General features: G+C 60.7%; 19 protein-coding genes. 10 read left to right on the top strand and 9 right to left on the bottom strand.

The genetic code is table 11. The annotated features are described in order from the left end of the window. Nucleotides 1-10: 10 nt before the first annotated feature. Nucleotides 11-3,715, top strand: a complete 3,705-nt coding sequence (locus IPK70_08975) for a PKD domain-containing protein (GenBank protein MBK8227291.1) — start codon at nt 11-13, stop codon at nt 3,713-3,715. Nucleotides 3,716-3,718: 3 nt separating this feature from the next. On the opposite strand, the gene IPK70_08970 is transcribed toward IPK70_08975, so the two are convergent. Both IPK70_08970 and IPK70_08965 read right to left on the bottom strand, forming a co-directional pair. Beyond that, nucleotides 3,719-3,877, bottom strand: coding sequence for a hypothetical protein (locus IPK70_08970; GenBank protein ID MBK8227290.1), 159 nt, complete (start codon nt 3,875-3,877; stop codon nt 3,719-3,721). Nucleotides 3,878-3,980: 103 nt separating this feature from the next. Beyond that, nucleotides 3,981-5,090 (bottom strand): hypothetical protein, encoded by a 1,110-nt coding sequence (locus tag IPK70_08965; GenBank protein MBK8227289.1) that lies wholly within the window; start codon nt 5,088-5,090, stop codon nt 3,981-3,983. A gap of 103 nt (nt 5,091-5,193) precedes the next feature. Between IPK70_08965 and IPK70_08960 the strand changes: the two genes are divergently transcribed. After that, a complete protein-coding gene (locus tag IPK70_08960) occupies nt 5,194-5,853 on the top strand; it encodes a phosphatase PAP2 family protein (GenBank protein ID MBK8227288.1) in 660 nt (219 codons plus the stop codon). A 91-nt stretch (nt 5,854-5,944) separates the two neighbouring features. On the opposite strand, the gene IPK70_08955 is transcribed toward IPK70_08960, so the two are convergent. Then, entirely contained in the window at nt 5,945-7,090 is a 1,146-nt protein-coding gene (locus IPK70_08955) for a sorbosone dehydrogenase family protein (protein MBK8227287.1), read from the bottom strand. 96 nt (nt 7,091-7,186) lie between these two features. On the opposite strand from IPK70_08955, the gene IPK70_08950 reads away from it, so the two are divergent. Next, nucleotides 7,187-8,515 carry an Omp28-related outer membrane protein gene (locus IPK70_08950; protein MBK8227286.1) on the top strand — a complete coding sequence of 443 codons (1,329 nt, stop codon included), beginning with the start codon at nt 7,187-7,189 and terminating at the stop codon, nt 8,513-8,515. 82 nt (nt 8,516-8,597) lie between these two features. Here IPK70_08950 and IPK70_08945 read toward each other — a convergent pair whose 3' ends face one another. After that, nucleotides 8,598-10,295: a PspC domain-containing protein gene (locus IPK70_08945; protein MBK8227285.1), complete on the bottom strand. Its 1,698-nt coding sequence runs from the start codon at nt 10,293-10,295 to the stop codon at nt 8,598-8,600. A 12-nt stretch (nt 10,296-10,307) separates the two neighbouring features. Continuing rightward, nucleotides 10,308-10,640, bottom strand: a complete 333-nt coding sequence (locus IPK70_08940) for a PadR family transcriptional regulator (GenBank protein MBK8227284.1) — start codon at nt 10,638-10,640, stop codon at nt 10,308-10,310. A gap of 148 nt (nt 10,641-10,788) precedes the next feature. On the opposite strand from IPK70_08940, the gene IPK70_08935 reads away from it, so the two are divergent. Next, complete coding sequence (locus IPK70_08935) at nt 10,789-12,747, top strand: ExeM/NucH family extracellular endonuclease (GenBank protein ID MBK8227283.1); 1,959 nt, start codon at nt 10,789-10,791, stop codon at nt 12,745-12,747. A 96-nt stretch (nt 12,748-12,843) separates the two neighbouring features. Here the strand turns inward: IPK70_08935 and IPK70_08930 are convergent, their stop codons facing one another. Then, nucleotides 12,844-13,314, bottom strand: a complete 471-nt coding sequence (locus IPK70_08930) for a hypothetical protein (GenBank protein ID MBK8227282.1) — start codon at nt 13,312-13,314, stop codon at nt 12,844-12,846. Nucleotides 13,315-13,467: 153 nt separating this feature from the next. On the opposite strand from IPK70_08930, the gene IPK70_08925 reads away from it, so the two are divergent. From IPK70_08925 to IPK70_08905, 5 genes are all read left to right on the top strand, one after another. Then, nucleotides 13,468-14,436, top strand: coding sequence for an SRPBCC family protein (locus tag IPK70_08925; GenBank protein ID MBK8227281.1), 969 nt, complete (start codon nt 13,468-13,470; stop codon nt 14,434-14,436). Nucleotides 14,437-14,506: 70 nt separating this feature from the next. Next, nucleotides 14,507-15,547: a hypothetical protein gene (locus IPK70_08920; GenBank protein ID MBK8227280.1), complete on the top strand. Its 1,041-nt coding sequence runs from the start codon at nt 14,507-14,509 to the stop codon at nt 15,545-15,547. A gap of 127 nt (nt 15,548-15,674) precedes the next feature. Then, nucleotides 15,675-16,514, top strand: a complete 840-nt coding sequence (locus IPK70_08915) for an FkbM family methyltransferase (GenBank protein ID MBK8227279.1) — start codon at nt 15,675-15,677, stop codon at nt 16,512-16,514. A 68-nt stretch (nt 16,515-16,582) separates the two neighbouring features. Beyond that, nucleotides 16,583-18,991, top strand: coding sequence for a heavy metal translocating P-type ATPase metal-binding domain-containing protein (locus IPK70_08910; GenBank protein ID MBK8227278.1), 2,409 nt, complete (start codon nt 16,583-16,585; stop codon nt 18,989-18,991). 16 nt (nt 18,992-19,007) lie between these two features. After that, nucleotides 19,008-19,289 carry a YggU family protein gene (locus IPK70_08905; GenBank protein MBK8227277.1) on the top strand — a complete coding sequence of 94 codons (282 nt, stop codon included), beginning with the start codon at nt 19,008-19,010 and terminating at the stop codon, nt 19,287-19,289. 10 nt (nt 19,290-19,299) lie between these two features. Here IPK70_08905 and IPK70_08900 read toward each other — a convergent pair whose 3' ends face one another. The 3 genes from IPK70_08900 to IPK70_08890 are packed head-to-tail and all read right to left on the bottom strand — an operon-like array spanning nt 19,300 to nt 21,690. After that, nucleotides 19,300-20,004: a Crp/Fnr family transcriptional regulator gene (locus IPK70_08900; protein ID MBK8227276.1), complete on the bottom strand. Its 705-nt coding sequence runs from the start codon at nt 20,002-20,004 to the stop codon at nt 19,300-19,302. Beyond that, complete coding sequence (locus IPK70_08895; protein ID MBK8227275.1) at nt 20,001-20,441, bottom strand: Rrf2 family transcriptional regulator; 441 nt, start codon at nt 20,439-20,441, stop codon at nt 20,001-20,003. The genes IPK70_08900 and IPK70_08895 overlap by 4 nt, the downstream gene beginning before the upstream one ends. Nucleotides 20,442-20,469: 28 nt before the next feature. After that, the gene (locus tag IPK70_08890) at nt 20,470-21,690 is read right to left on the bottom strand and encodes a hypothetical protein (protein MBK8227274.1); all 1,221 of its coding nucleotides are present in this window, start codon (nt 21,688-21,690) and stop codon (nt 20,470-20,472) included. A gap of 114 nt (nt 21,691-21,804) precedes the next feature. Between IPK70_08890 and IPK70_08885 the strand changes: the two genes are divergently transcribed. Continuing rightward, complete coding sequence (locus IPK70_08885) at nt 21,805-22,272, top strand: cytochrome c (GenBank protein ID MBK8227273.1); 468 nt, start codon at nt 21,805-21,807, stop codon at nt 22,270-22,272. Nucleotides 22,273-22,274: the final 2 nt, after the last annotated feature.

Genomic DNA, 22,274 nt, shown 5'->3' with positions numbered 1-22,274 from the left:
TCATCATCAAATGACCATGCTTGCACCCGCCCGTACACTCGTCGCTTTCGGCCTTTGGCTAACGGTGCATTCCCAGCCAATCGGCCTCTTCGCGCAGACCTACCAGCCCAACTTCAGCGATGCCTTGGTGATGGGCGGCTGGGTCTCACCGGTAGGCGCAACTTGGGATGCGAATGGGCGCCTATACGTCTGGGAAAAGCGCGGTCAGGTATGGATCGTTGAGAATGGCGTGCGGCTTCCGAATCCACTGCTCAACATCAGCGATGAGGTAGGGGATTGGCGCGACCACGGATTCCTGGGTTTCGCCTTGGATCCGAATTTCACGACCAATGGGCACATCTACGGCATGTACGCTGTGGATCGGCACCATTTGATGAATCATGGCACGGGCAGCTACAATGCCAACACGAACGAGTACTACGCTGCCACCATCATGCGCATCACGCGATGGACAGCCATCGGACCGAGCTTCAATGAGGTGAACTACGGAACACGGCAGGTGCTGGTGGGAGAGACGCGCTCCACCGGCGTGCCATTGCTGCACGAATCGCACAGCACTGGCTCGCTCATGTTCGGATCAGACGGGACCTTGTTGGCTACCGTAGGCGATGGCGCCAGCTACAACGTGGTGGATGTTGGCAGCAGCAGTGATACCTATTGGTCGCAAGCGCTGGTCGATGGGATCATCCGCCCCGCCGAGAATGTAGGCGCTTTGCGCTCGCAGATGCTGGGAAGCCATAACGGCAAGCTGCTCCGCATCGATCCAGCCACGGGCGACGGCATCCCCAGCAACCCGTGGTACAATCCGGCAGCGCCCCGTTCACCGCAATCGCGCACATTCGCGCTAGGCCTGCGAAATCCTTACCGGGCGACCATTAAGCCCAACAGCGGCAGCACCAACCCGGTCGATGCTAACCCCGGCGTCATCTACATCGGCGATGTGCAATGGGGCACCTGGGAGGACCTGAATGTGTGCTATGAGGGCGGAATGAACTTCGGTTGGCCCCTGTTCGAGGGCCTCACACCGCACACCGGGTACATGAACGCGCTCACGGCCAACCTCGATGTGCCGAATCCGCTCTATGATGGGGTGAACTGCACGATCCAATACCTGCGCTTCCAGGACCTCTTGAAGCAGGACACGCCGATCCACCTCAACGGGCATCCGAATCCGTGCAATCCCGCTGTGCAGATTCCCAGCGCGATTCCGACGCATTTCCACTCAAGGCCCGTGGTCGATTGGCTTCACGGCAACCAGAGCCGATGCGGAAGCTTCGATGGCAATACCGCGGTGACATACGACCTGGGTGCATCCGGCTCACCTGTCTCCGGTCCGCAATTCGGCGGTAACTGCGCTGTGGGTGGGCCCTGGATGGCCGGTCAGAACATGCCAGCGGGCTACCAGAACAGCACCTTCCACGGCGACTACGCGAGCGGCTGGATCCGCCGCTTCATGTTCAATGAGCAGAACCAGCCGGTGAGCGTGCATGATTTCGCAACAGGACTTGGCGCGGTGGTTTGGATCGGTGCCGGTCCCGACGGCTGCGTTTGGTACATGAAGTACAATACCAATGAACTGCGCCGGATCTGCTACACGTTGGCCGTGAACCTGCCTCCTGTGGCGGTGGCCACCCAGAGCGTGCAGTACGGACCAGGCCCGCTAACCGTGAATTTCAACGCGGGCGGCAGCTCCGATCCTGAGAACGGCGCGCTCACATACTTATGGAACTTCGGCAACGGCAGCCCCAACTCGACTCTCCCGAATCCGTCACGGACATTCAATGCGCCGCCCGGCGTGCCCACGACCTACACCGTGACGCTCACGGTCACGGACAACATCGGGCAAACGGCCACTCAGCAGCTGATCGTTTCCGTGAACAACACGCCGCCGGCGGTCAACATCACCAGCATTCCGTTGCCCGCGTTCTATCCAGTGGGCATCGATACCACTTTCCAACTGCAAGCTGCTGTGACCGATCCGGAGCACGGCCCTGCGCAGCTCACCTATGCCTGGCGCACTACGCTTCACCATAACACGCACACGCACCCTGAGCCGTTCGACAACAACGTGAGCTCGAGCACCGTGATCAGCGGTGTGGGCTGCGATGGCGAGACCTTCTTCTACGTGGTGAGCCTGACCGTCACCGATGCTGGCGGGCTGAGCACCACCGAGCAGCGCGAGATTCACCCGCGATGCTTCGCGATAGCACCAACGGCCATCGTCCTGGCCAGCGCCAGCAGTGGTGAATCGCCCCTCGCAGTGACCTTCGACGGCACGCAGAGCTACGATCCCGGGCAGATCGTATCATATGCATGGGATTTCGGTGATGGCACAAGCAGCACAAGCCCTACGCCATCGAAGACCTTCACCGATACCGGCGATCACCAAGTGACGCTAACCGTGACCGATAATGATGGCCTTACCGGCACTGCGGTGAAAGTGATCAGCGTTCTCAGCTTCTTACCGCCGCAATGCCCTGGAGCCGCTGGCAGCCTCTTGCGGGAATTCTGGAGCAACGTATCCGGCAGCAGCGTGAGCGACCTGATCAACACGCCGAACTATCCGAATAGTCCGTCCGGAAGCTCCAGCCTTTCCTCATTCCAAGGGCCAACCAACTTCGCGAACAACTATGGCACGCGCGTGCGCGGCTGGATCGTGGCGCCGCAAACCGGCAACTACACCTTCACCCTCACCAGCGACGATGCCAGCGTGCTCTACATGAGCCTGAATGCTGAGCCGCAGTTCGCGCAGATGATCTGCAACGTGCCCGGCTGGACGAATGAGACCGAATACACCAAATACCCCAGCCAGGTCAGCAACGCGATTCCGTTGGTAGCCGGCCGCTACTACTACGTTGAGCTTCTGCAGAAGGAGGGCAGCGGTGGCGACCATTTCGCGGTGCGCTGGCAGACGCCAAGCAACAGCACGCGCACCATCGTGCCAGGCAATGCCTTGGTGCGATGGCAGAATTGCCAGCCGAGCGTGCGGCTGCGCGTGAACCTCCAAGGGGCTTATGATAGCGCAGCCGGGCTCATGCGCGATGACCTCCGCGCACTGGGCCTTGTGCCGCTGAACGAGCCTTATCAGGCGCTCGGCTTCCCACAGGTCGGCGGGGGAGGGGAGTCCACTACGAACGCGCGCCTTTCGCAGTCCGGCAAGAACGCCGTTGTGGATTGGGTGCGTGTTGAATTGCGGAACAAGAACAACCCATCGCAAGTGATGGCCACGCGCAGCGCGTTGCTTGAGCGCGATGGCGATATCGTTGGCACTGATGGTTACGCACGATTGATCTTCAGCGTAGCGGCGGACAACTACTTCGTCGCCGTACGACACAGGAATCACCTTGGCGTGATGAGCCAGTCAAGCATAGCCTTGGGCCCCGCTGAGGCCGGTGCCGATTTCACATTGGGCACCGTTCCCACGTGGGGGACTGACGCGCGTACCGCTTTCTCCAACGGCAAGCGCGGCCTTTGGTGCGGCAATGTGCAGCGCGATCTCCGCCTCAGCTACATCGGTGAGCTCAACGATCGAGACCCGATCCTCACGCTCATCGGCGGGTCCAACCCGAACAGCACTGCCATGGGCTACCATATGGCCGACGTGACCATGGATGGGATGGTGCGCTACATCGGGCTCGGCAACGACCGCGACCCGATCCTGGTGAACATCGGAGGAAGCGTGCCCACGAGCGTTCGCAACGAGCAGTTGCCCTAGGCATCAGCCCTTCGCCCGGCCAATGGCCCGCAGATAGGCTTGGAGCACGCGGCCACGGGGCTCGGCATGCAGCGCGTTCAGCACTGCTCGAGCGCGCGCATCGAGCACGCGTTCATCACTGTGATCCTTGGTGCGCTGCGCGAAACGCTTGCCGGTGGTCATGGTCTGCAGGGATTGATGCGGTCAAAGCTCTCTTCGACAGAAGCCCTCTGCCATACCGCGATCGGGGTAATCGCGGACGGATCCGCCAACATCCGGATGTGGGCTAGAAGCCGTTGGGGTCCTTGCGCACCACCAAGGCCTGCCGAGAAGCGGCACCGAAGGACCAGCCCGCCGCTATGAATCCATCGGGCAGCGCGCTCAGTGCCAACAAGCGCTCTTCCTTGCCCAGATCCCATGCACGCTCCCAGATTAAAGCCCCATCCGGAGTGAGACGAACTGCCCACGCATCGGTGGATCCCAAGGAAACGCTGTGCTCGCCGCACGCCAGCAAATCACCGTTCGGAGCGGAAGCGAGGCCGAAACAGCGGCGATCGCAGAGCGTGTCGCCAATGGCGCGGGTCCAAAGCGAATCACCGTTGAGATCGAAGGCCACCAGATAGAGGTGGTCCTTATGGCGCCCCTCACTGAAGTCGTAGGGCACCTCGCTGTTGGTGGTGCCTGCCAGCACGAATGCACCGGGTCCGATTGCGGCGATGGCACGACCGATCTCGTTGCGCACGCCTCCCCACGAGCTGGACCATACAAGATCACCGTTCATGAGGCTCAGCCTCGCGATCCAAGCGTCAGTGCTTCCGCCGAAGTTGAGCTGCCGGCCCGTGAGCATCACATCATCCCCTTGCACGGTTATGCCGTGCGCCTCTACGTCGGAGAAATCCGTGACTGACTGGTGCCACTGCACCAACCCGAAGGCATTGAGTCGCGTGATCCATGCGTCGTGGCCATCGCCGATCCCGCGCACACCCGCAGCGATGCAGCCGCCATCGGGCAGCCCATGAACCGCGAGGTACTGCTGATCGCCGGCAAGGCTGGGCCGCGTGAGCCATATCATGGCACCATTCGGATCGAGCTTCGCCACGAAGCCATCGTGATCGCTGCGGCCCGGTGCGAATGAACTTCCCGCGATGAAGGCCGATCCGTTTGTCCCTAGGGCCATGGCATGGGAGGAACTGCGGCCATCGATGCTGATGGGCAGCCACGATTGCTCGCTTCCCGATGTGCCGAGCTGGAGCAGACCCGCTTGGTATTCATTGCCCTGTCCGGCGAAGCGCCGTGTGGCCACGTGGAATCCACTGCTGCCCAACGAGACACCCACTGCGTCGTCGGCCAATGCCCCGCCATAGGTGTTCACGAAGCCTTGCGCGGTTGCTTGCATGGAGAATGCAAGGCTGGCAATTGCTAGGATTTGAGGTCCGGATGCGCGCATGGATCCTGTGAGCGCACGAACTTACAGGCCATGTGGGGCTAGCTTCGCAGCGATGGCCGACGAGAAACGAACGGTTCGGATGTTCATGGCGATTTGGGCCATGCTCTTCTCCCTTGGGGCAGTGTGGTCTATTCTCGGAGATAAGTTCGAGATGCATCGCGCCATGAACGCGTGGCACAGCCCTGTTCCGGATCGGTTCTTCGCTTTGTTCACGCATTTGGCTGATGGCCTGGTGCCCACCGCATTGGCCCTGCTGCTCTTGATTGTCAGCACTTGGCGATCGTTCCTGCTCATGGGCTTGAGCTGCGGACTGAGTGCATTGGTAGCCCAGGCCTTGAAGCATGGCCCTTTCAGTCATCTGGATCGGCCAAGCATGTTCCGCGAGCAGCTCGGGGACCTGTCGTGGGTCGCTGGAATCGACCTGCACAGTCACCATAGCTTCCCGAGTGGGCATGCGACAGCAGCCTTCAGCATGTGCTTCGCACTGGCGGTGATCCTTGCACGGCACCGGCTGGGGGCTGGGCTCGCCCTGTTCGCTGCCCTGCTCGGCTATGCGCGTGTTTACCTCTCGCAGCACTTCCTGCAAGATGTGGCCACGGGCTCAGCCATCGGCACCATCGTGGCATGGGCGGTTTACCAAATGCTTTACAGGAGCGCATGGTCGCGCGCGGCCTGGCTGTCGCGGCGCCCGTTCCGAGCAGGGCTGGAATGACAGAAGGCGCCGAAGCGCCTTCCGGACCAAAGCCTCTGGACTCTCCCTTCCATCGGCGGTCGGGCATGAAGACGCCCGACCATTCAATCGGTCACAGCTTATTGCTCTTCGGCGGCGCATAGCCGATCCGATAGATCATGTCCGCGCCATCGTCGCTCACGAGCAACGCACCATCAGGCGCTACGATCACATCCACGGGCCGGCCCCATGCGCGAGTGCCATCAAGCCAGCCTTCGGCGAAGACTTCATGCGTGGCGCTGCCGTCGGCTTGCGGGAACGCTGCCACAACCCGGTACCCGCTGGGCGTGCTGCGGTTCCAGCTGCCATGCTCCGCAATGAAGATGGCCCCGTGGTACTTCTCCGGGAACAAGGTACCCGTGTAGAAGCGCATGCCCAACGGTGCCACGTGCGGGCCGAGCTTCGCGGCAGGCGGGGCGAATTCGGAGCATGCGCGCTCCTTGCCGAATTCAGGGTCGCTGACATCGCCGGCGTGGCAGAAAGGAAAGCCGAAATGCTGCCCTGCGCGATCGATGCGGTTCAACTCGCAATCGGGACTGTCGTCACCGAGCCAATCGCGGCCGTTGTCCGTGAACCAGAGCTCTCCCGTGCGCGGATGCCAGTCGAAGCCCACAGTGTTGCGCACGCCATGCGCCACGATCTCCCGATCTCCGCCATTCGGGTCGATCCGCATGATAGAGGCATACACGCTGTCCGTCTTCAAGCAGCTGTTGCACGGCGCGCCAACGGGCACATAGAGCTTACCGTCCGGGCCGAAGGCGATGTATTTCCAGCCATGATGGGTATCCGTCGGAAAGGCCTGCGTTACCAGAACCGGCGCAGGAGGATCGGCAAGCCGCGCTTCGATGGCATCCCATCGGAGGATGCGGTCCACCGCGCTGACATAGAGCGCGCCATCGCGGAATGCAACGCCAACAGGCATGTTCAATCCCGTGGACACGGTGAAACGCTCATCGGCGCGGCCATCGTTGTCGGTATCGCGCAGGGCATGCACCGCGCCCGCGCTTCGGCTGCCCACGAAAAGGGTCCCATTGTCACCCCAGCACATCGCTCGCGCGTTCTTGACCCCATCCGCGAATACCGTGATGCTGAAACCCGGCGGCAATTTGATTCCCTCCACCTGCGGCGCCCCACCACGGATGCTGGGCACGCAGACCGAGGCATTCAGCAGCAGGGCGAGGCCGAAGGCCAACGGCAAATTCCGGGGTTCGATGTTCATGATGAGATGGGACTGCAACCTAGGCGGGCTCCATTGCGGCCCTGAAAGGTAGAGGCATCGGGCCGCGGTTTACTTTCGGCGCGTCAACTCCGCACCATGCGCCGAATCACCTTTCTCGTGCTCATTGCGCATGCCGCCTTCGGGCTTGCGCAAGATGCCTACCTCAATACCGCCTTCGTTCCGCGCTACTGGAAGGCCAACGACCCGTGGCCGCTGAGCGCCCGCGTGCGGAACGCGTCAAGCACGGTGCCCCTGATCACCTTCCGGGTGGATTGGCGGTTCAACAGCGGGCCGGTCCAAGTGGGTAATACGCAGAGCACAACAGGGATACTGCCCGGACAGTATTGGCCCTACACGCATCCTACCGCGTTCAATGTCCCGGCCAGCGGCGGCACATTGAAGATGTGGGTGGTGGGGGTAGGCGATTCGAACCATAGCAACGACACGCTTTACTTCACGGTGGACGTGCTGAGCGCATGGTCCACGAAGAGCGTGCTCATTGAACAGTATACGGGCACCTGGTGCCAGTTCTGTCCATTGCCCAATGCCGCCACCGATGCGCTCAACGGCGACCCGCTGATCGTGGTGGCCAAGCATCACAATGGCGATGAATACACCAGCGCGAGCAGCACGGCGTACTGGCAGCAGTTCAGTGCGGATTACTCGCCAGCCGGCGTGATGGAGCAGGAGGAGTTCGGCACCCTTGGCGACGATGCCGCTTACGATCAGTGGGGGCCGCGCGCCGAACAGCGCAAGCAGGGGGTATCGCCATTGAGCATCACGGTCTCATCCGCCTTCAATGCCTGGCAACGGTTGCTAACCGTCGATCTGGCGGTGACCTTCACCGCAGCGCAGACGGGGGCCTTCGTGGTGAATGCCTATATCCTCGAGGACAACATCAGCGGCGTGCAGGTGGCAGGAGGGAGCCCGTACGTGCATCAGCAAGTGGTGCGTGAGGTGCTCGGCGGCGCGGACGGGACGGCGGGGGTGATTCCGGCCACCACCACCGCAGGAAGCACCTACAACCACGAATACACCTTCACGGTGCCGGAGCAATGGAATGCCGCCAACCTGCGGGTGATCGCCATGGTCACCGAGAAGCGCAACGGCACCAGCTGGACCGTGAACGTGACAGACGGCGAACTGACTGAAGTGCATGTTCCGGAGTCGGCGACGGCCGGTGGCTTCTTCCGTCTATGGCCCAGCCCAGCGCGCGGGGTGGCCTTCATTGAATTCGAGGACGGCGTCGGCACAGCTCAGCTGCAATTGATCGGCGCCGATGGGCGGGTTGTCCTGGAACAATCGGTCCGCTCAGCAGCAGGTCGTGTGGCATTTCCGATCCCCCCGGATTACGAAGCGGGCAGCTACTTCCTGCGTGCGGTTGCCGGTGATCGGGTGGGCACGCGCACCCTGGTCATCGAATGATCGGGAATGAAGGCGCCCCGCCATCGAGATGGCAGGGCGCTTAGGCGCGGAATAGCAACCCCTCGCGAACCGCGCCGTGCTCTCAGACCGGTAGGCGCAAAAGGCCCAGGAGTGAAGGAAGGCGCAATGGTGCTGTCGCGCTGGCCTCGATCGTGCTTGAGCCTTCGCTCACATTCCCCTCGGTCGGTTCCCGTTCCTTCGGCGAATCGTCGGCATCCATCTGGTCCTCGCCGGGCATGCCCTCTTCAAGCCCTTTCGACGTCATGCGCCAAGCCTTGCCGATCATGCGGCTATCGCGCGTATCGGTCACGTTGTCGACGTCGTGGATCACCCGCTTCGAACCGGCTCTGAAGAAGACGCCCTTGCCCACAGGCACCAGAAGCGTGAATCGCGCCTGTTGCGCCCGGATCTTCTCTGATCGTGCGTAGCGGAGCAGAGGTGAAACACGGAGAACATCCCCCTCCTGGCGGAATTCGGCGCGGATTCCGGATGCTGTGGCAGAGGCGAGCTTGGCTGTGCGCCCGAACGCCTCGCGCACAATCACCAGGTGGTAGAGGCTGTCGGGGCTTTGCTCCACGTCGATACGCGCCCAATCGGCGGTGATGCTGTCGCCTTCGATCCAAAGGCCATGGCAGTTGAAGTCATCGTTGTCATCGAAGCTGAAGCGCAGGTCATCGCCTTCGGTGCCCTCTCCGATCGCATCCAGGTAAAGGAGGTCGGCTTGCGGCGAAGTGAGCGTAATGGCTTCACGAGCTTTCTCATTTCGCTGGAACTCGCGAGCAAGGGAGAGGCCGCCAATGATGGTGGGCACGACCGCAGCGATCCAGATCAATCCGAGGGACCAAGCCAGCCACCCTGGGGTGCGCGTGTTCAGGAGCAAGCGGAAGCCAGCCAGCAGCACGGCCACAATGGGGATCAAGCAGATCAGCGATGCACCCACAAGCATCCAAAGCGCATGCTCGCGCGTTTGGAAAACGAGAGCACCGAAATCAAGAAGACCGAGATCGTCGCTGCCCCAGGTGGCGTGCCATAAGCCAAAGGTGCCGCCAACAACGGCGCTCACCAGCCCAAGCAGCATGCTGAAGGCGAAGAGCACGATGCCCGCTCCGAAGAGCTTAGCGAGCACATCGGCTGCCGCACCGGAACGCCTCTTCGCTTCTTGCCCCCACTTGTTGCCCATGTTGCGTGCCTCGTCAGCCACTCTCTTCCCTCCATCTTCGAATGCCCGCTTCAGATTGTCCACGGTTACCGGCTCACCGTCCATGCGAAGCCTGTCTGCAGCAGTCTCGGCCTTGGGCACCAGGATCCACAATAGCACGTAAAGCAGGATGGGGGTGCCCTTGCCAAGCAGGATGAAGATGATCATGATGATCCGCAGCCAGATCGGATCCATGCCGATGTAGGCCGCCAAACCGCCGATCACGCCACCGACCCATTTATCGACCGGTTCGCGGAAGAAGCGCTTGTAGCCGCGCTGACTGGCATTGCCTGCTGCGGCACCATCTGTTGCACCTGAGCCATCGCCGTAGTCCTCGGGTTTGCCCATCACGCTCATCACATGCTGCACATCGTCTATGGTGACCACCTGCCGCTTGCCGTCGAGCCGCTCGTCGAAGAGCTCAGCGATGCGCGCCTCCACATCGGCCAGGATCTCTTCGCGGCCGGCGTTGGCATCGAGCTGCGCCCGGATGCCGCTGAGGTAGCGCTGCAATTGGTCGTAGGCATCTTCTTCAATATGGAAGACGGTGCCGCTGACGTTGGCTGTGAATGTCTTTTTCATGGTGGTGAGGGGCTATCGGTTCTTGCGAGTGGTTTTCTTCACGGCCAATGCGAGCTCTTCCCAGGTCTGGTCCAGTTCCGCGAGGAAGCCTTCGCCGGTTGGGGTGAGCTTATAGTACTTGCGCGGTGGGCCGGATTTGCTCTCCTCCCAGCGGTACGTGAGGAATCCGCCATCCTTGAGCCGCGAAAGGAGAGGGTATAAGGTGCCTTCTACGACGATCAGGCGCGCATCCTTGAGCTGGGCGATGATATCAGATGGATACAACTCGCCCTGAGCGAGCACGCTCAGGATGCAGTATTCCAGCACGCCTCTGCGCATCTGCGCCTTGCTGTTCTCGACCTTCATCTCTAGTGGCGTTGGTTCGTTGCGGGGCAAAGATGCATGTTCCGCTTGGTACTATGTACTACAAGGTACCTTTTGTTATTAACGGCGGATGTTCATGTCAAACGGCAAAGCGCGCACGGTTCCCCTTCACCATGCCGTCCTTTGCGTAATGCAGAAAGCGGTTGCAGCGGTTCTCTTGATGCTGGCGCATGGTGTTCAGGGTCAAACCCCGATCTGCACCATCCAAGGAACCGGTCTGAGCAGCCCATTCGAGGGACAGCCGATCACGACAACCGGCATAGTCACAGCCATATTCAGCGGCAGCGGCACGGTACAGGGCTTTTTCATCGAGGACCCAGCCTGTGATCCTGACCCAGCCTCGAGCAATGGTCTTTTCGTGTACAACCCGAACACCGTGGGAATCAATTTAGGGCAGCGCGTGAGCGTGGGCGGCACGGTGATCGAGTTCCAAGGACTCACGGAACTCTCCCAGGTCTCGAACATTTCCATTCTCGGATCGGGCATGGTGTCGCCCACCGGCATCAACCTGCCTATGACCGCAATCGCCGATTGGGAGCGCTACGAAGGCATGCTGGTGCGCTTCCAGCAGGAACTCGTGGTCAATGGCAACGATACTTGGGCGCAATACGGCGAGCTGGTTCTGGCTCCGACGCGATTGTCTGCGCCCACTGACATTGCCGACCCGAACGACAATCCCGCCTCGGGTACAACCAGTACTGGAACCAGCAACGTAGGGGAGATCAATGCGCTCAGTGATCTGCAGGCGCGAAGCACCATCCTGCTCGACGACGGACGCACGAATTCCTACCCGAGTCCACTACCATTGATCGGCGCGCAAGGCACGCTCCGCTGCGGAAGCACGGTGACCGGCCTAACCGGCGTCCTGCATTACGCCTTCGGCGAGTACCGTGTCCACCCTATCGGCGTGGTGCCCCTGGAGCATGCCGCGCGGCCAGCGGTGCCGGAAGTGGGAGGGGACTTGGTCATCGCATCGTTCAATGTGAAGAACTACTTCACCTCCCTGGGCAGCAACGGCGCAAGCACGGCCAACGAACTCCTGCGCCAGCGCACCAAGCTGGTAGCCGCCTTGCAAGCCATGGCCGCCGATGCGTTCGTGCTCTGCGAGTTGCAGAACAGCGATGCCGCTTCGGATGACCTGCTCGCTGCGCTCAACACCGCCATGGGCGGCGGTTACGCCCTGATCGATCAGGATGCGCCTGGAGCGTTCACGCGAACGGTCTTTCTTTACCGGACATCCGCCCTTACGCCCATCACACAGCTCTACTCGCTGAACACCTCCACTTTCGAGCGGGCGCATCTCACACAGGGCTTCATGGCCAATGCAAGTGGCAAGCGCTTTCTGATCAGCGGCGTCCACTTACGGAGCAAATTGTGCGACAATGCAACCGGATCGAATCTCGACCAAGGTGACGGACAAGGCTGTTACAACGCCAGGCGGCGCTCACAAATGGGCGAGTTGCTCAGCCACTGGGATGGGGTGCGCGCTTCGACCTGGGTGCCTGGGCAGCTTGTCGTGGGCGATTTCAATTCCTACGACCAGGAGGACCCCATTGATCGGCTGCGTTCCGGCGGGCTCATCGACCTGATTGCCGGAATCCCTCAGCCCTATTCCTTCGGTTACGCGAATCGCTTCGGGTCGCTGGACCATGCTTTCGCAACTGGTCCGATGGCTGACGCCATCACCGGCGCCGCTGTCTGGCACATCAACAGCGATGAGCCACCCAACCTCGACTACCGGGATTCGAACGCGGCATTCTATCAAGCCAATGCCTTCCGCAGCAGCGACCATGACCCGCTGCTGATCGGAATCGATGCGCAACTGCTGCCGGTTGGGCTGATAGAGAATCCCGGGACGCCCAATGCCGTGCGTTTCCACTACGATCACGTGAGTGGATGGGCGGCATGGGAAGGGCATGGGCTCAGGATGGTCGAGTTATTCGATGCCCTCGGCCGAACACTGCATACTGCGAGCGCCGATGGGATCGGAGCTGTCCGGATGAAGGCTACGGGGGCTGGAAACGGGCCCCTGTTCTGGCGAGCATGGTCGGATGGCTTGCCAGCTGCCGGGCGTCTCATCGCTTGGTGATCACTCGCCAGCGGCTTCCGCGCGCTTGATCTCTTGATCCAGGATCTCATCCATCACCTTCAATTCCTGCTCACTCACTTTGCGATCCGTGCGCACCTACTTCTTCATGAACCGGAACATGGCAGCCTTGCGCACTTCGTAGGCCACGTACACGGTGTATTCCTTGGTCTCCTCGTTGAAGTAAGTCTCCTCGCCGACCTTCCTCAGGTCGGCCAGTTCGGTGTTCATCACCTCGCGGATCAGGCTCTGGAACTTGTCGGCCACATCGGCAGCTTGGGCGTTCTCGGTTTGGCCGAGGTATTGGTCGGTCACCGCTCGAACGTTGGTGCCCACTTGGCTGGCCACTTGGTTCTTGGCATCGATATCGGCCTTGCCCTTTGCGATATTGGTTTTGACGCTGACACCTTGGCCTACGCCACGGAACCAGGTGCCATTGCTCTCGTACTTGCTCCCGCTGAAGGGCGTTTTCACTTTGGTTCCCTGCGGACTGGCACCGCCTCCTTTGCATGCCGTGAATGAAATCGCAGCGAAAAAGAGCAGGGCGGTGGCAGCTTGTATGGTTCTCATGACTGGTCAGGTGACGGATGGTTGGAGCCAAGGTTGGAAAAATCCGTGCCGAGTGATGGCGTTTGGATCCCGGAAGGCATCTTTCGGATCCAAACCCAAGATTCAATGAAAGCACTCAAGATCATCCTCATCCTCGTGCTGGGCATCGGTGCAATGATAGCCGCACTAGGCTTCCTTGGCGACGATACCTACCGCGTTGAGCGTTCGGTGGCGATCACCGCTCCTGTCGATGATGTATGGCCAGCCGTTTCCTCACTCGGCGCCATGGATAAATGGAGCCCTTGGAACGAACTCGACCCGAACATGAAAAAGACCATAGAGGGCACCGACGGCCAGGTGGGCGCCGTGTCCCGTTGGGAAGGCAACAAGGATGTGGGCAAGGGCGAGCAGCGCATCGATTCCATCGCACGCTATTCCTTGGTTCGGACTCGATTGAAGTTCATGGAGCCTTGGCAGAGCGAGAGCGATGCATTGATCGAACTCTCGACCGATGGCGATGGAACCAAGGTCACGTGGGCGATGGAGGGCGAACACACCTTCGGAAGCCGCCTCATGGGCCGGTTCATGGACATGGATGCCATGTTGGGCAAGGACTTTGAGAAGGGCTTGGGCATGCTGAAGGCCCAGGTAGAGGAGGCGCTCGCTGCCAAGCCGAAATTCGACATCAAGTCCCTGGAATGGCCGGCAACCTTGTTCATCGGCAAACGCGGCATTGTAGCGTGGGCCGATATGAAGGCAGCCTTTGAAACCGGCTTCGGATCAGGCATGGAAGCCTTGGGCAAGGCCAAGGTGGAGATGTCCGGTTATCCCTGCGGCGTGTACTTCGAATGGAACGAAGCCAACCAGACCGCTGATATGATTGCCGGCATTCCCGTTTCCATGGATGCCAAGGACAAGCTAAAGGGCATCGACCTCTACGAATCGCCTGCCAGCAAGGCCTTGGCGATTGATTATTACGGCGGCTACAACGGCATGATGGCACCGCACATGGCCATGGACGAATACATCAAGGCCAATGGCCTCACGCATCATTCGAACGTGATCGAGGAATATGTGACCGACCCCGCGACTGAGCCGGACAGCACCAAGTGGCTCACGCGGATCGTCTATTTGGTCAAGTGAACCATCGCGAACAAGAACCGGAGCCCGGATCAAGGTCCGAACTTCGTTCTTTGCGCAGGTAGCCATCGCCATGCCGCTTCACATCTCCGTTTGCCCATACCGATTGCTCTTCAAGCACCCATTCGGCACCGCTCATGGCCTGCGCGATGGCACCGATGCGTTGTTCGTCCGTGTGGAGGAAGAGGGTGCCATAGGCTTCGGGGAGATCACCTTGCCGCCTTATGTGCGCGAGGGCATTGTGGATTCGCGGGCCCGGCTTCACCAGATCGCTCATTCCAGGTCATGGACCGTTGATGATCTGTTGCTTGAGATCGATAATCTTGGATCCTTGGAGGGAGCTCCCGCAACGCGTGCCGGATTGCACTGTGCGCTCCTTGATGCGCGGGCATGGCGCAGTGGAAAGACGGTTGCGCAGTGCTTGGAGTGTTCCGGCAGTGAGTCGCCATCGGTACTCATGACCATCGGGATTTGCGACCCCAATGTGGCCTTGCAGAGATTGGCAGAGCTGCCGGCTACCGGTGCGGTTAAGCTAAAGGTCGGTGATCAACTGGCATCCAGAAGAATAAGTCATTTGGTTGAAAGCACTGATGCAAGATTCATTCTGGACGGCAATCAGGGGATTTCTTCGGTTGTTGAGGCTCAGGAACTGGTCGAGATGATTCCTCTCGGGCGATTGATTGGTATAGAGCAGCCCTTCGCCATGGAACGAGACGATTGGAACCACGAATTGACCGAACGCACCGGGGCTGTGGTCTTCGCGGACGAGTCGCTTCAAGGCCCCCAAGATCTGGAGCGGGTGTCTAAGAGCTTCGGTGGAATAAACATCAAACTGATGAAGTGCGGAGGCTTGGACAAAGCGTACGCGCTTGCCGTTCAGGCGAATCAGTTGAAAATGCAGGTAATGCTCGGGTGCATGAGTGAGAGTTCATTAGGGTGCACGGCAATGGCGCAACTCGCTGGCGAGGCTTCGGTAATCGACTTGGATGGACCATGGTTGCTGCGCAACGATCCGTGGCTGGGAATCATGGTGGACCAAGGGACGATGGTCTTGCCTGAAGGCCCTGGATTAGGTGTACGAGGCCGGTTCGCGCTTGGCTTTGTTGACCCATAATTTATATTATGTAAACATGCATATTTCTAATAATCGGTCCATTACCCCATCGTACTGGCGATTCCGCTTGCTTCTTGCCACACCCTGCTGATCACACCTTAGCTCTCCTACTTTCGCCGCCCTTGCCATGAAGGCCCTCTTGCGCAACCTGATTCGCTGGTTCGTCAGGACCTTTCCCGTTCGCGGCCGCCATCGGTTGGCCGACACCTTGGGAGGCTGGGCCGCGGAACCGGTCACGGTGCGTGAGATCAATGGCATATGCGTGGAACTTGATCGTGCGGTGCAATACCACCGCATGATGCTCTACGACCTGTACGAGGAAGACGTCCTTGCCTACCTGCGCAAACGTCTCAAGCCCGGCATGGTGGTCTTTGACCCCGGTTGCAACATCGGCTACTTCGCGGCGCAGGTACTGGGCATGGTATCGCCTGGTGGACAGGTCTGGTCTTTCGAGCCTTCGCCCCGTTGCCTTGAACGTCTCCATCGCCACAACCCGCCCAATGCCATTCCCGGTTGGCGGTTGATGCCCATGGCCTTGACGGACCGCACTGGCGCGCTCACCTTCTACGACACACCGCGGGTGATTACCCGGGGCTACGCCGTTCTGGAGCAAGCAGGTAAACCGAGTGACAGCAATCCGGTGGAAGTGCCGGTGACCTCTGTCGATGCCTTCTGTGCAGACCATGGCATCCAACACATCGATTTCCTGAAGCTCGACATCGAGGACTCGGAGCTTCCTGCGCTGCGGGGTGCACGGCGCATGATCGCCGCAAAGGCCATCGACACGATCCTCGTGGAAACCGAGGTGCGTCCCGATCGCGAGGAATTGAATAGGGACATCTTCAACTTGCTCCTTGAGGCAGGTTACCGTCCGTTCCATGCCCGGCGTGGCGGGAAGCTTGTGACCATAGTGACCGAGCATCTTCCCCCGTCGAAGGAGGATATCATTTGGGAGCGCCCCAAGTGAACAATGCGTTGCCATTGGACTGACTTTGATCAGCACATGCGACAGGTTGATTCACGCTCTTTGCAGCCGTGGATGCCAAGACGCTGACCAAAGTCACCTGCTACCACTGCGGCGACCCCTGCGCTGATGAGCACCGTGTGCATGACGGCAAGGACTTCTGCTGCCATGGCTGCGAGGTGGTCTTCGACATGCTGAGTGAAGCCGGTCTATGCGACTACTACGCGCTGGAGAAACAGCCGGGCGTGAAGCAGGAATCCAGTGCTGACGAGCAGCGCTTGGAGCTTTTCGCCCTGCCCGAAGTGCGCGAGAAGCTCATTGAATTCAGCGAGGCAGGCATCACGAGGGCGCGCTTCCGCATCCCGCAGATGCACTGCAGCAGCTGCATCTGGTTGCTGGAGAACCTGAATCGGATCGAGCCGAGCATCATCCGGTCGCGCGTGAGCTTCACCGACAAGGAACTCACCATCACGTTCCGCGAGGAGAAGTTGCCCCTGCCTCAACTGGTTAAGCTCCTGCGGCGGATCGGTTACGGCCCACAGCTCACCGCTGGCAAGGACACCGGCCGCGCGGACCAGGTGCCGCGCATGCTCTACATCCGACTGGGCGTGGCGGGCTTCATCTTCGGCAATACCATGCTGTTCAGCTTCCCGGAATACCTAGGGGCTGATGGTGAAGCCCACTTGCGCATCGGCTTTCAATGGCTGTCTGCGCTGTTCTCAGTGCCTGTGGTCCTCTTCCTCAGCACCGACTACTTCCGGGCTGCTTGGGCAGGCCTGCGCAGCAAGCAAGTGAACATCGACCAGCCCATCGCCTTGGGCATCATGGCGCTGTGGTTCCGGAGCCTGCATGACGTGATCACGGGCGCTGGCCCCGGCTACTTCGACTCCCTGGCCGGTCTGCTCTTCTTCCTGCTGATCGGAAAATGGTACCAAGCGCACACCTACCGGGCGCTTCGGTTCGATCGCGCTTTGGAGGATTTCCTGCCCCTCGTGGTCCTTCGAAAGCGCGGTGAAGCTGAGGAACCAGCGCGCGTGGCCGACCTCGCGCCCGGCGACCGCATCGTAGTAAGGGACCAAGAATTGGTGCCGGTGGATGCCGTCCTGCGCGAAGGCACCGGGCACATCGACAACAGCTTCATCACCGGCGAACCGCTGCCTGTGCGCAAGCAAGCGGGCGACACGATCAAGGCCGGAGGCCGTCAGCGTGGCGCTGCCATCGAATTGGAAGTGCTCCGCTCCTTCGCCGAAAGCCGGTTGAAGCGCCTATGGGCCGAGCAGAGCGGCGGTCAGGAACGCCCTGCCATGCCACGCCTGATCGATCAAGTGGCGCGGCGCTTCACCTTGACGGTGCTGCTCATCGCGCTGGGCGCAGGCCTCTATTGGTGGGGCAAGGATGCCAGCATGATCTGGCCGGTGGTCACTGCGGTGCTGATCGTGGCTTGTCCTTGCGCCTTGGCATTGAGCATGCCCTTCGCATACGGGCACACCATCCGGCTGCTTGGCAAGCGCGGCCTCTTCCTGCGCGATGCTGAGGTGGTTGAGCGCATGGCCCACGTGGATGCAGTGCTCTTCGACAAGACAGGAACGCTCACCGAACGCGAAGCGCACCAGGTCGATTGGCATGGCGTCAGCCTCACCCGCGAGGATGAACGGCGCATCGCAGCACTGGCCAGGAACAGCGCGCACCCGTTGAGCGCGGTGCTGGCTGAAAAGCTGAAGAAGGTGCTGAAGGTCGAACAAGTTGGCTTCGCACCGCTCGCGGCAGCGGAGGTGCTGGAACTGATTGGCCAAGGCATCCAGGGCGAAGTGGGCGGGCTGACGATCCGAATCGGTTCGGCGGACTTCACGGGCGGTGATGAATCGGAACACGCCGCTGGCGAGGCCCACGTGCATGTGTCCATCGGTGGCATGCATCGCGGGCATTTCGCCATCCGGAAGCAGGCCCGCTCGGGCATCGTGGAAGCGGTGAGACGCTTGGGTGCATCGCTGCGCGTTGGCCTCATCACCGGCGACCACCAGGTGGATCCAGGACTCTCCGAGGTGTTCCCGGTCGGAAGCATCCGCATGCGGTGCGCACCGGATGAGAAGAGCGAAGCAGTCAAAGGGCTTCAACGCGATGGCCACCGCGTGCTCATGGTAGGCGATGGCCTTAACGATGCCGGCGCATTGGCCCAGGCCGATGTGGGCGTCACCGTGACGGAGACCACCGCGGCCCTCACCCCTGCCAGCGATGCGATCATGGATGCCGACAGCCTGCAACAGCTCCCACATTTCCTGCGGATGACACGGCGCGCGAGGCGAATCGTACTAGCGAGCCTGTGCATCTCCTTGCTCTACAACCTCACCGGCGTTTCCATCGCGGTGGCAGGCCACATGACCCCGCTCCTCGCCGCCATCCTGATGCCGCTCAGCAGCGTGAGCGTGGTGGGATTCGTGACAGTGGCTACCCTGATCGCGGCGCGCAGCGGGCGCCCGTAAGCAGCATCTTGCACGCATGCCCGCTTGGATCAATGAGTCGTCCGGCTCCATCCTGCTCACCCTGCACGTGCAACCCGGAGCCAAGCGCACCGAGGTGTCCGGCACGCACGGCGACGCGCTGAAGATCCGGCTCGCCGCGCCACCGGTTGACGGCCAAGCGAACGAGGCCCTCCTCTCCTACCTGGCCGCGCAATTCGGTGTGCCGAAGCGGCAGGTTGAAATGGTGAGCGGGCATACGAGCAGGAAGAAGCGCGTCCAACTGACCGGCGCCACGCTCCGGCCCGATAAGGACTGGTGAGACATTGGGGCTACATCAGCAGCGCTTGCAGGGCTTTCAAGTCTGAAATGCGAAGCTCTGGGCCTACGGATTTCAAGATCTTCCTGCGCTGCAGGGAACTCAGGGCTCTGATGGTCGCCTCGTAACTGGCCCCGGCATAATCCGCGAGGTCCTGGCGCGATGGCGTGAACGCCAGCAGGTCCCGGTCATCCTTATCGAAACCGAAACAACGGTGCGCGGCGAGGATGGCCTTGGCCACACGCTGCTCCACACCGAGATTCAGCAGGCCCTTGCTCTGATCCTCCGAGCGCCTCAGTTCTTCGGCGAAGAAGAGCATGAAATAGAACGCGAATGACGCATTCGCCTTCAGCGTGCTGAGGAAGAGCGGCATGGGAATGCCATCCACCTCGGTTCTTTCCAGAGCGGTTGCCGAGACCGTGTAGGTGAAATCACCGCCCATGCCGCGATGTCCAAGCACCTGTCCATCACGCGCGAATCGGAGGATGCGGGATGCCCCCGGCTCGAATGTGCTGCACACCTTGGCCTTACCGCGACGGATGATGAAGAGCGTTTCAGCGGTGTCGCCCTCACGGAAGATCGATTCACCGGCTTCAAACGCTCGATGCATCGTCTTCTCCGTGAGCAGGGCCTGCCACTCCGGGCTGCAATGCCGACGGAGCATCTCTGCAAGCGTTTCAGGGACCTTGATGGGTTCCATGGTCGCGACCACGCTCATCCTTTGATGTTGAACGGACCAGCTTCAGCTCCCAAGCGTTCCACGAGCTCGCCGATCGTCGTAGTTGATAGCATCTCGTGCAGTCCAGAGCGCACCTCAAGGAACCGGTGGTGGACCGGGCAGGGCTTCTTATCGCTGCATTGCGGCAGGCCCAAGGCGCATCGCGTGAACATGGTATCGCCATCAACGCATCGCACGATCGCTTCCAGGGTCAGGCTCCGTGCGCGCGATCCGGTAAGTGTGAACCCGCCGCCGGGCCCGCGCATCGAGGCGATCAGCCCGCCGTGCACAAGCTGCTGCAGCACCTTGCCGGTGAAGGCCTCCGGCGCGCCGATGCCCTTGGCGATATCCTTCACCGTGGCGCGTTCATCGTTAGCGGTGGCACGTGCGATGTGCAGAGCTCCACGTATGGCGTACTCACAGGCTTTTGAGAACATGACCGTTGGCGCGAATGTACCTGTGCGATCAATCGGGCTCCGTATCCTTCCTCAGGTCAAGCGCTCGTCTTTGCAGAAGCATCAAAGCCACGCCAGTTGGCATCGCGGCCGAGGCGATGAAGAGGTGCCAATAATGGCCGGGGATCATGCCCCAACCCGCCCAGAAGAAAGTGCCTTGGGCAAAGAGCAGAAGTTCGGTGGAGATGATCCCCGCCACGAGCAGGCCCATGCCCGTTCGAGCTGCCCGGTTCGATGGCGCGCACCATCGATAAGTGATGGCATAAGCAAGCAGCACGGTTGTCATGGTGCCCAATGTGTTCATGTGGATGAATCCCATGACCAGATGGCGCACGGTGAGCGACATGATGGCCACAGCGGGAACGGCCACGGCGGCTTGCACGAGAACCTTCAAAGCCATGCTCACCAATGCAATGCCGATGAGCACGCGCGCCCATGGCGTGAAGCGCGCATACGCTTGGTCCCGAAAGCGCATGAGCAGGCGCAGCGTGCGGATCGCCGCCCACGCTTGCAAGGCCACAGCAACGGAAACCGTGGCGAACACGGCGGGATGCGGTTCGCTCCAGGCGATGGCCAGCGCGTAAGTGAGTATCGCAGCGAGCACCCAAAGCACGACCGTGAATCGATCGATGCGCAGTTGGAAGCCATTGCGCTCAGCCCACCGCGCTCCAATGGCCATGGCCGCGAACCAGAACCAGCCATTGAATTGGAAATGCAGGAAGAACTGCACCGCCCAGTAATAGACCTCCTTACCCTGATTACCGGTGGCGATGATCACCGGCAAGGCCCAAGTGCCCAACGTGCTGATGATAAAGAAGGCCAAGGACCAGCGTGTCAAGCGCCCGCTGCCTTCCGCCGGCCAGGTCCGTGAAAAACGCCAGAGCAGGTAAAGCAGCGGATATGCCAGAAGCAAATGCGCTGATGAGGCTGCAATGGAGGCCGCGCCGTACCCCTGAATGGGAAAGGAGACAAGCATGACGATGACCGCGCCTTGAAGCCCGATCAGCAGCCAACGCATGCGCTTGGAAAGCGCCCCGGCACCCCCATCATGCAGCAGGCATAGCGCCACGCCAATGAATAGCCAGCCGAGCAGAGCCACGTGAGAATGGGCGTGCAGGATTGGCCGGAATCGAACGAACGGGATCTCCCAGATGTACATCGCCCGGAGCAATGCTCCGATCGTGGCTGCGAACAGCAGGTTGATCAAGGCGATACGGAACCAGTGTCCCATGAGGTTGGAATCGCAGCGAACGGAAGGAATCAACCGTTCGGATGACAAACGTCATAAATCGGATTGGCAGGTCCGATGATTTTTGTCACGCGCAACAGATAAGAGCGCGGACCCATGAGATTCCTGAATAACACCCTTGCAATAATGACCCTTGTTGCCGGCCTTGCAACTATGACGGCTTGCGGGGGCGGCACAGCCTCCACGCCCCCCGGAGCGGGCGGGCCCCCAGGTGCTGCAGCCGCTTCTGAGAAAGAAGCTCCTGCCGGATTGATCACCGCGGCCGACATCACCTTGGGCGAAATTGACCACGCCATGGTGGAGAAGGGAAAAGCCACCTACGATGTGAAGTGCCAAGCCTGCCACAGCACCGGACCGAACCGCGTGGTGGGTCCTGGCTGGAAAGGTGTGACCGAGCGCCGAAAGCCCGAATGGATCATGAACATGATGCTGAACATCGATGTGATGCTCGAGACCGACCCGGAAGCCCAAAAGGGATTGGAAGAATGCCTCGTGCGCATGCCCAACCAAGGCCTAAGCAAGGACCAAGGACGCGAGGTGCTTGAGTTCATGCGGACACTCTGACG

This window comes from Flavobacteriales bacterium (genome assembly GCA_016712535.1).
GTDB lineage: Bacteria > Bacteroidota > Bacteroidia > Flavobacteriales_F > PHOS-HE28 > PHOS-HE28.
This window is presented reverse-complemented; position numbering and strand designations above follow the sequence as displayed.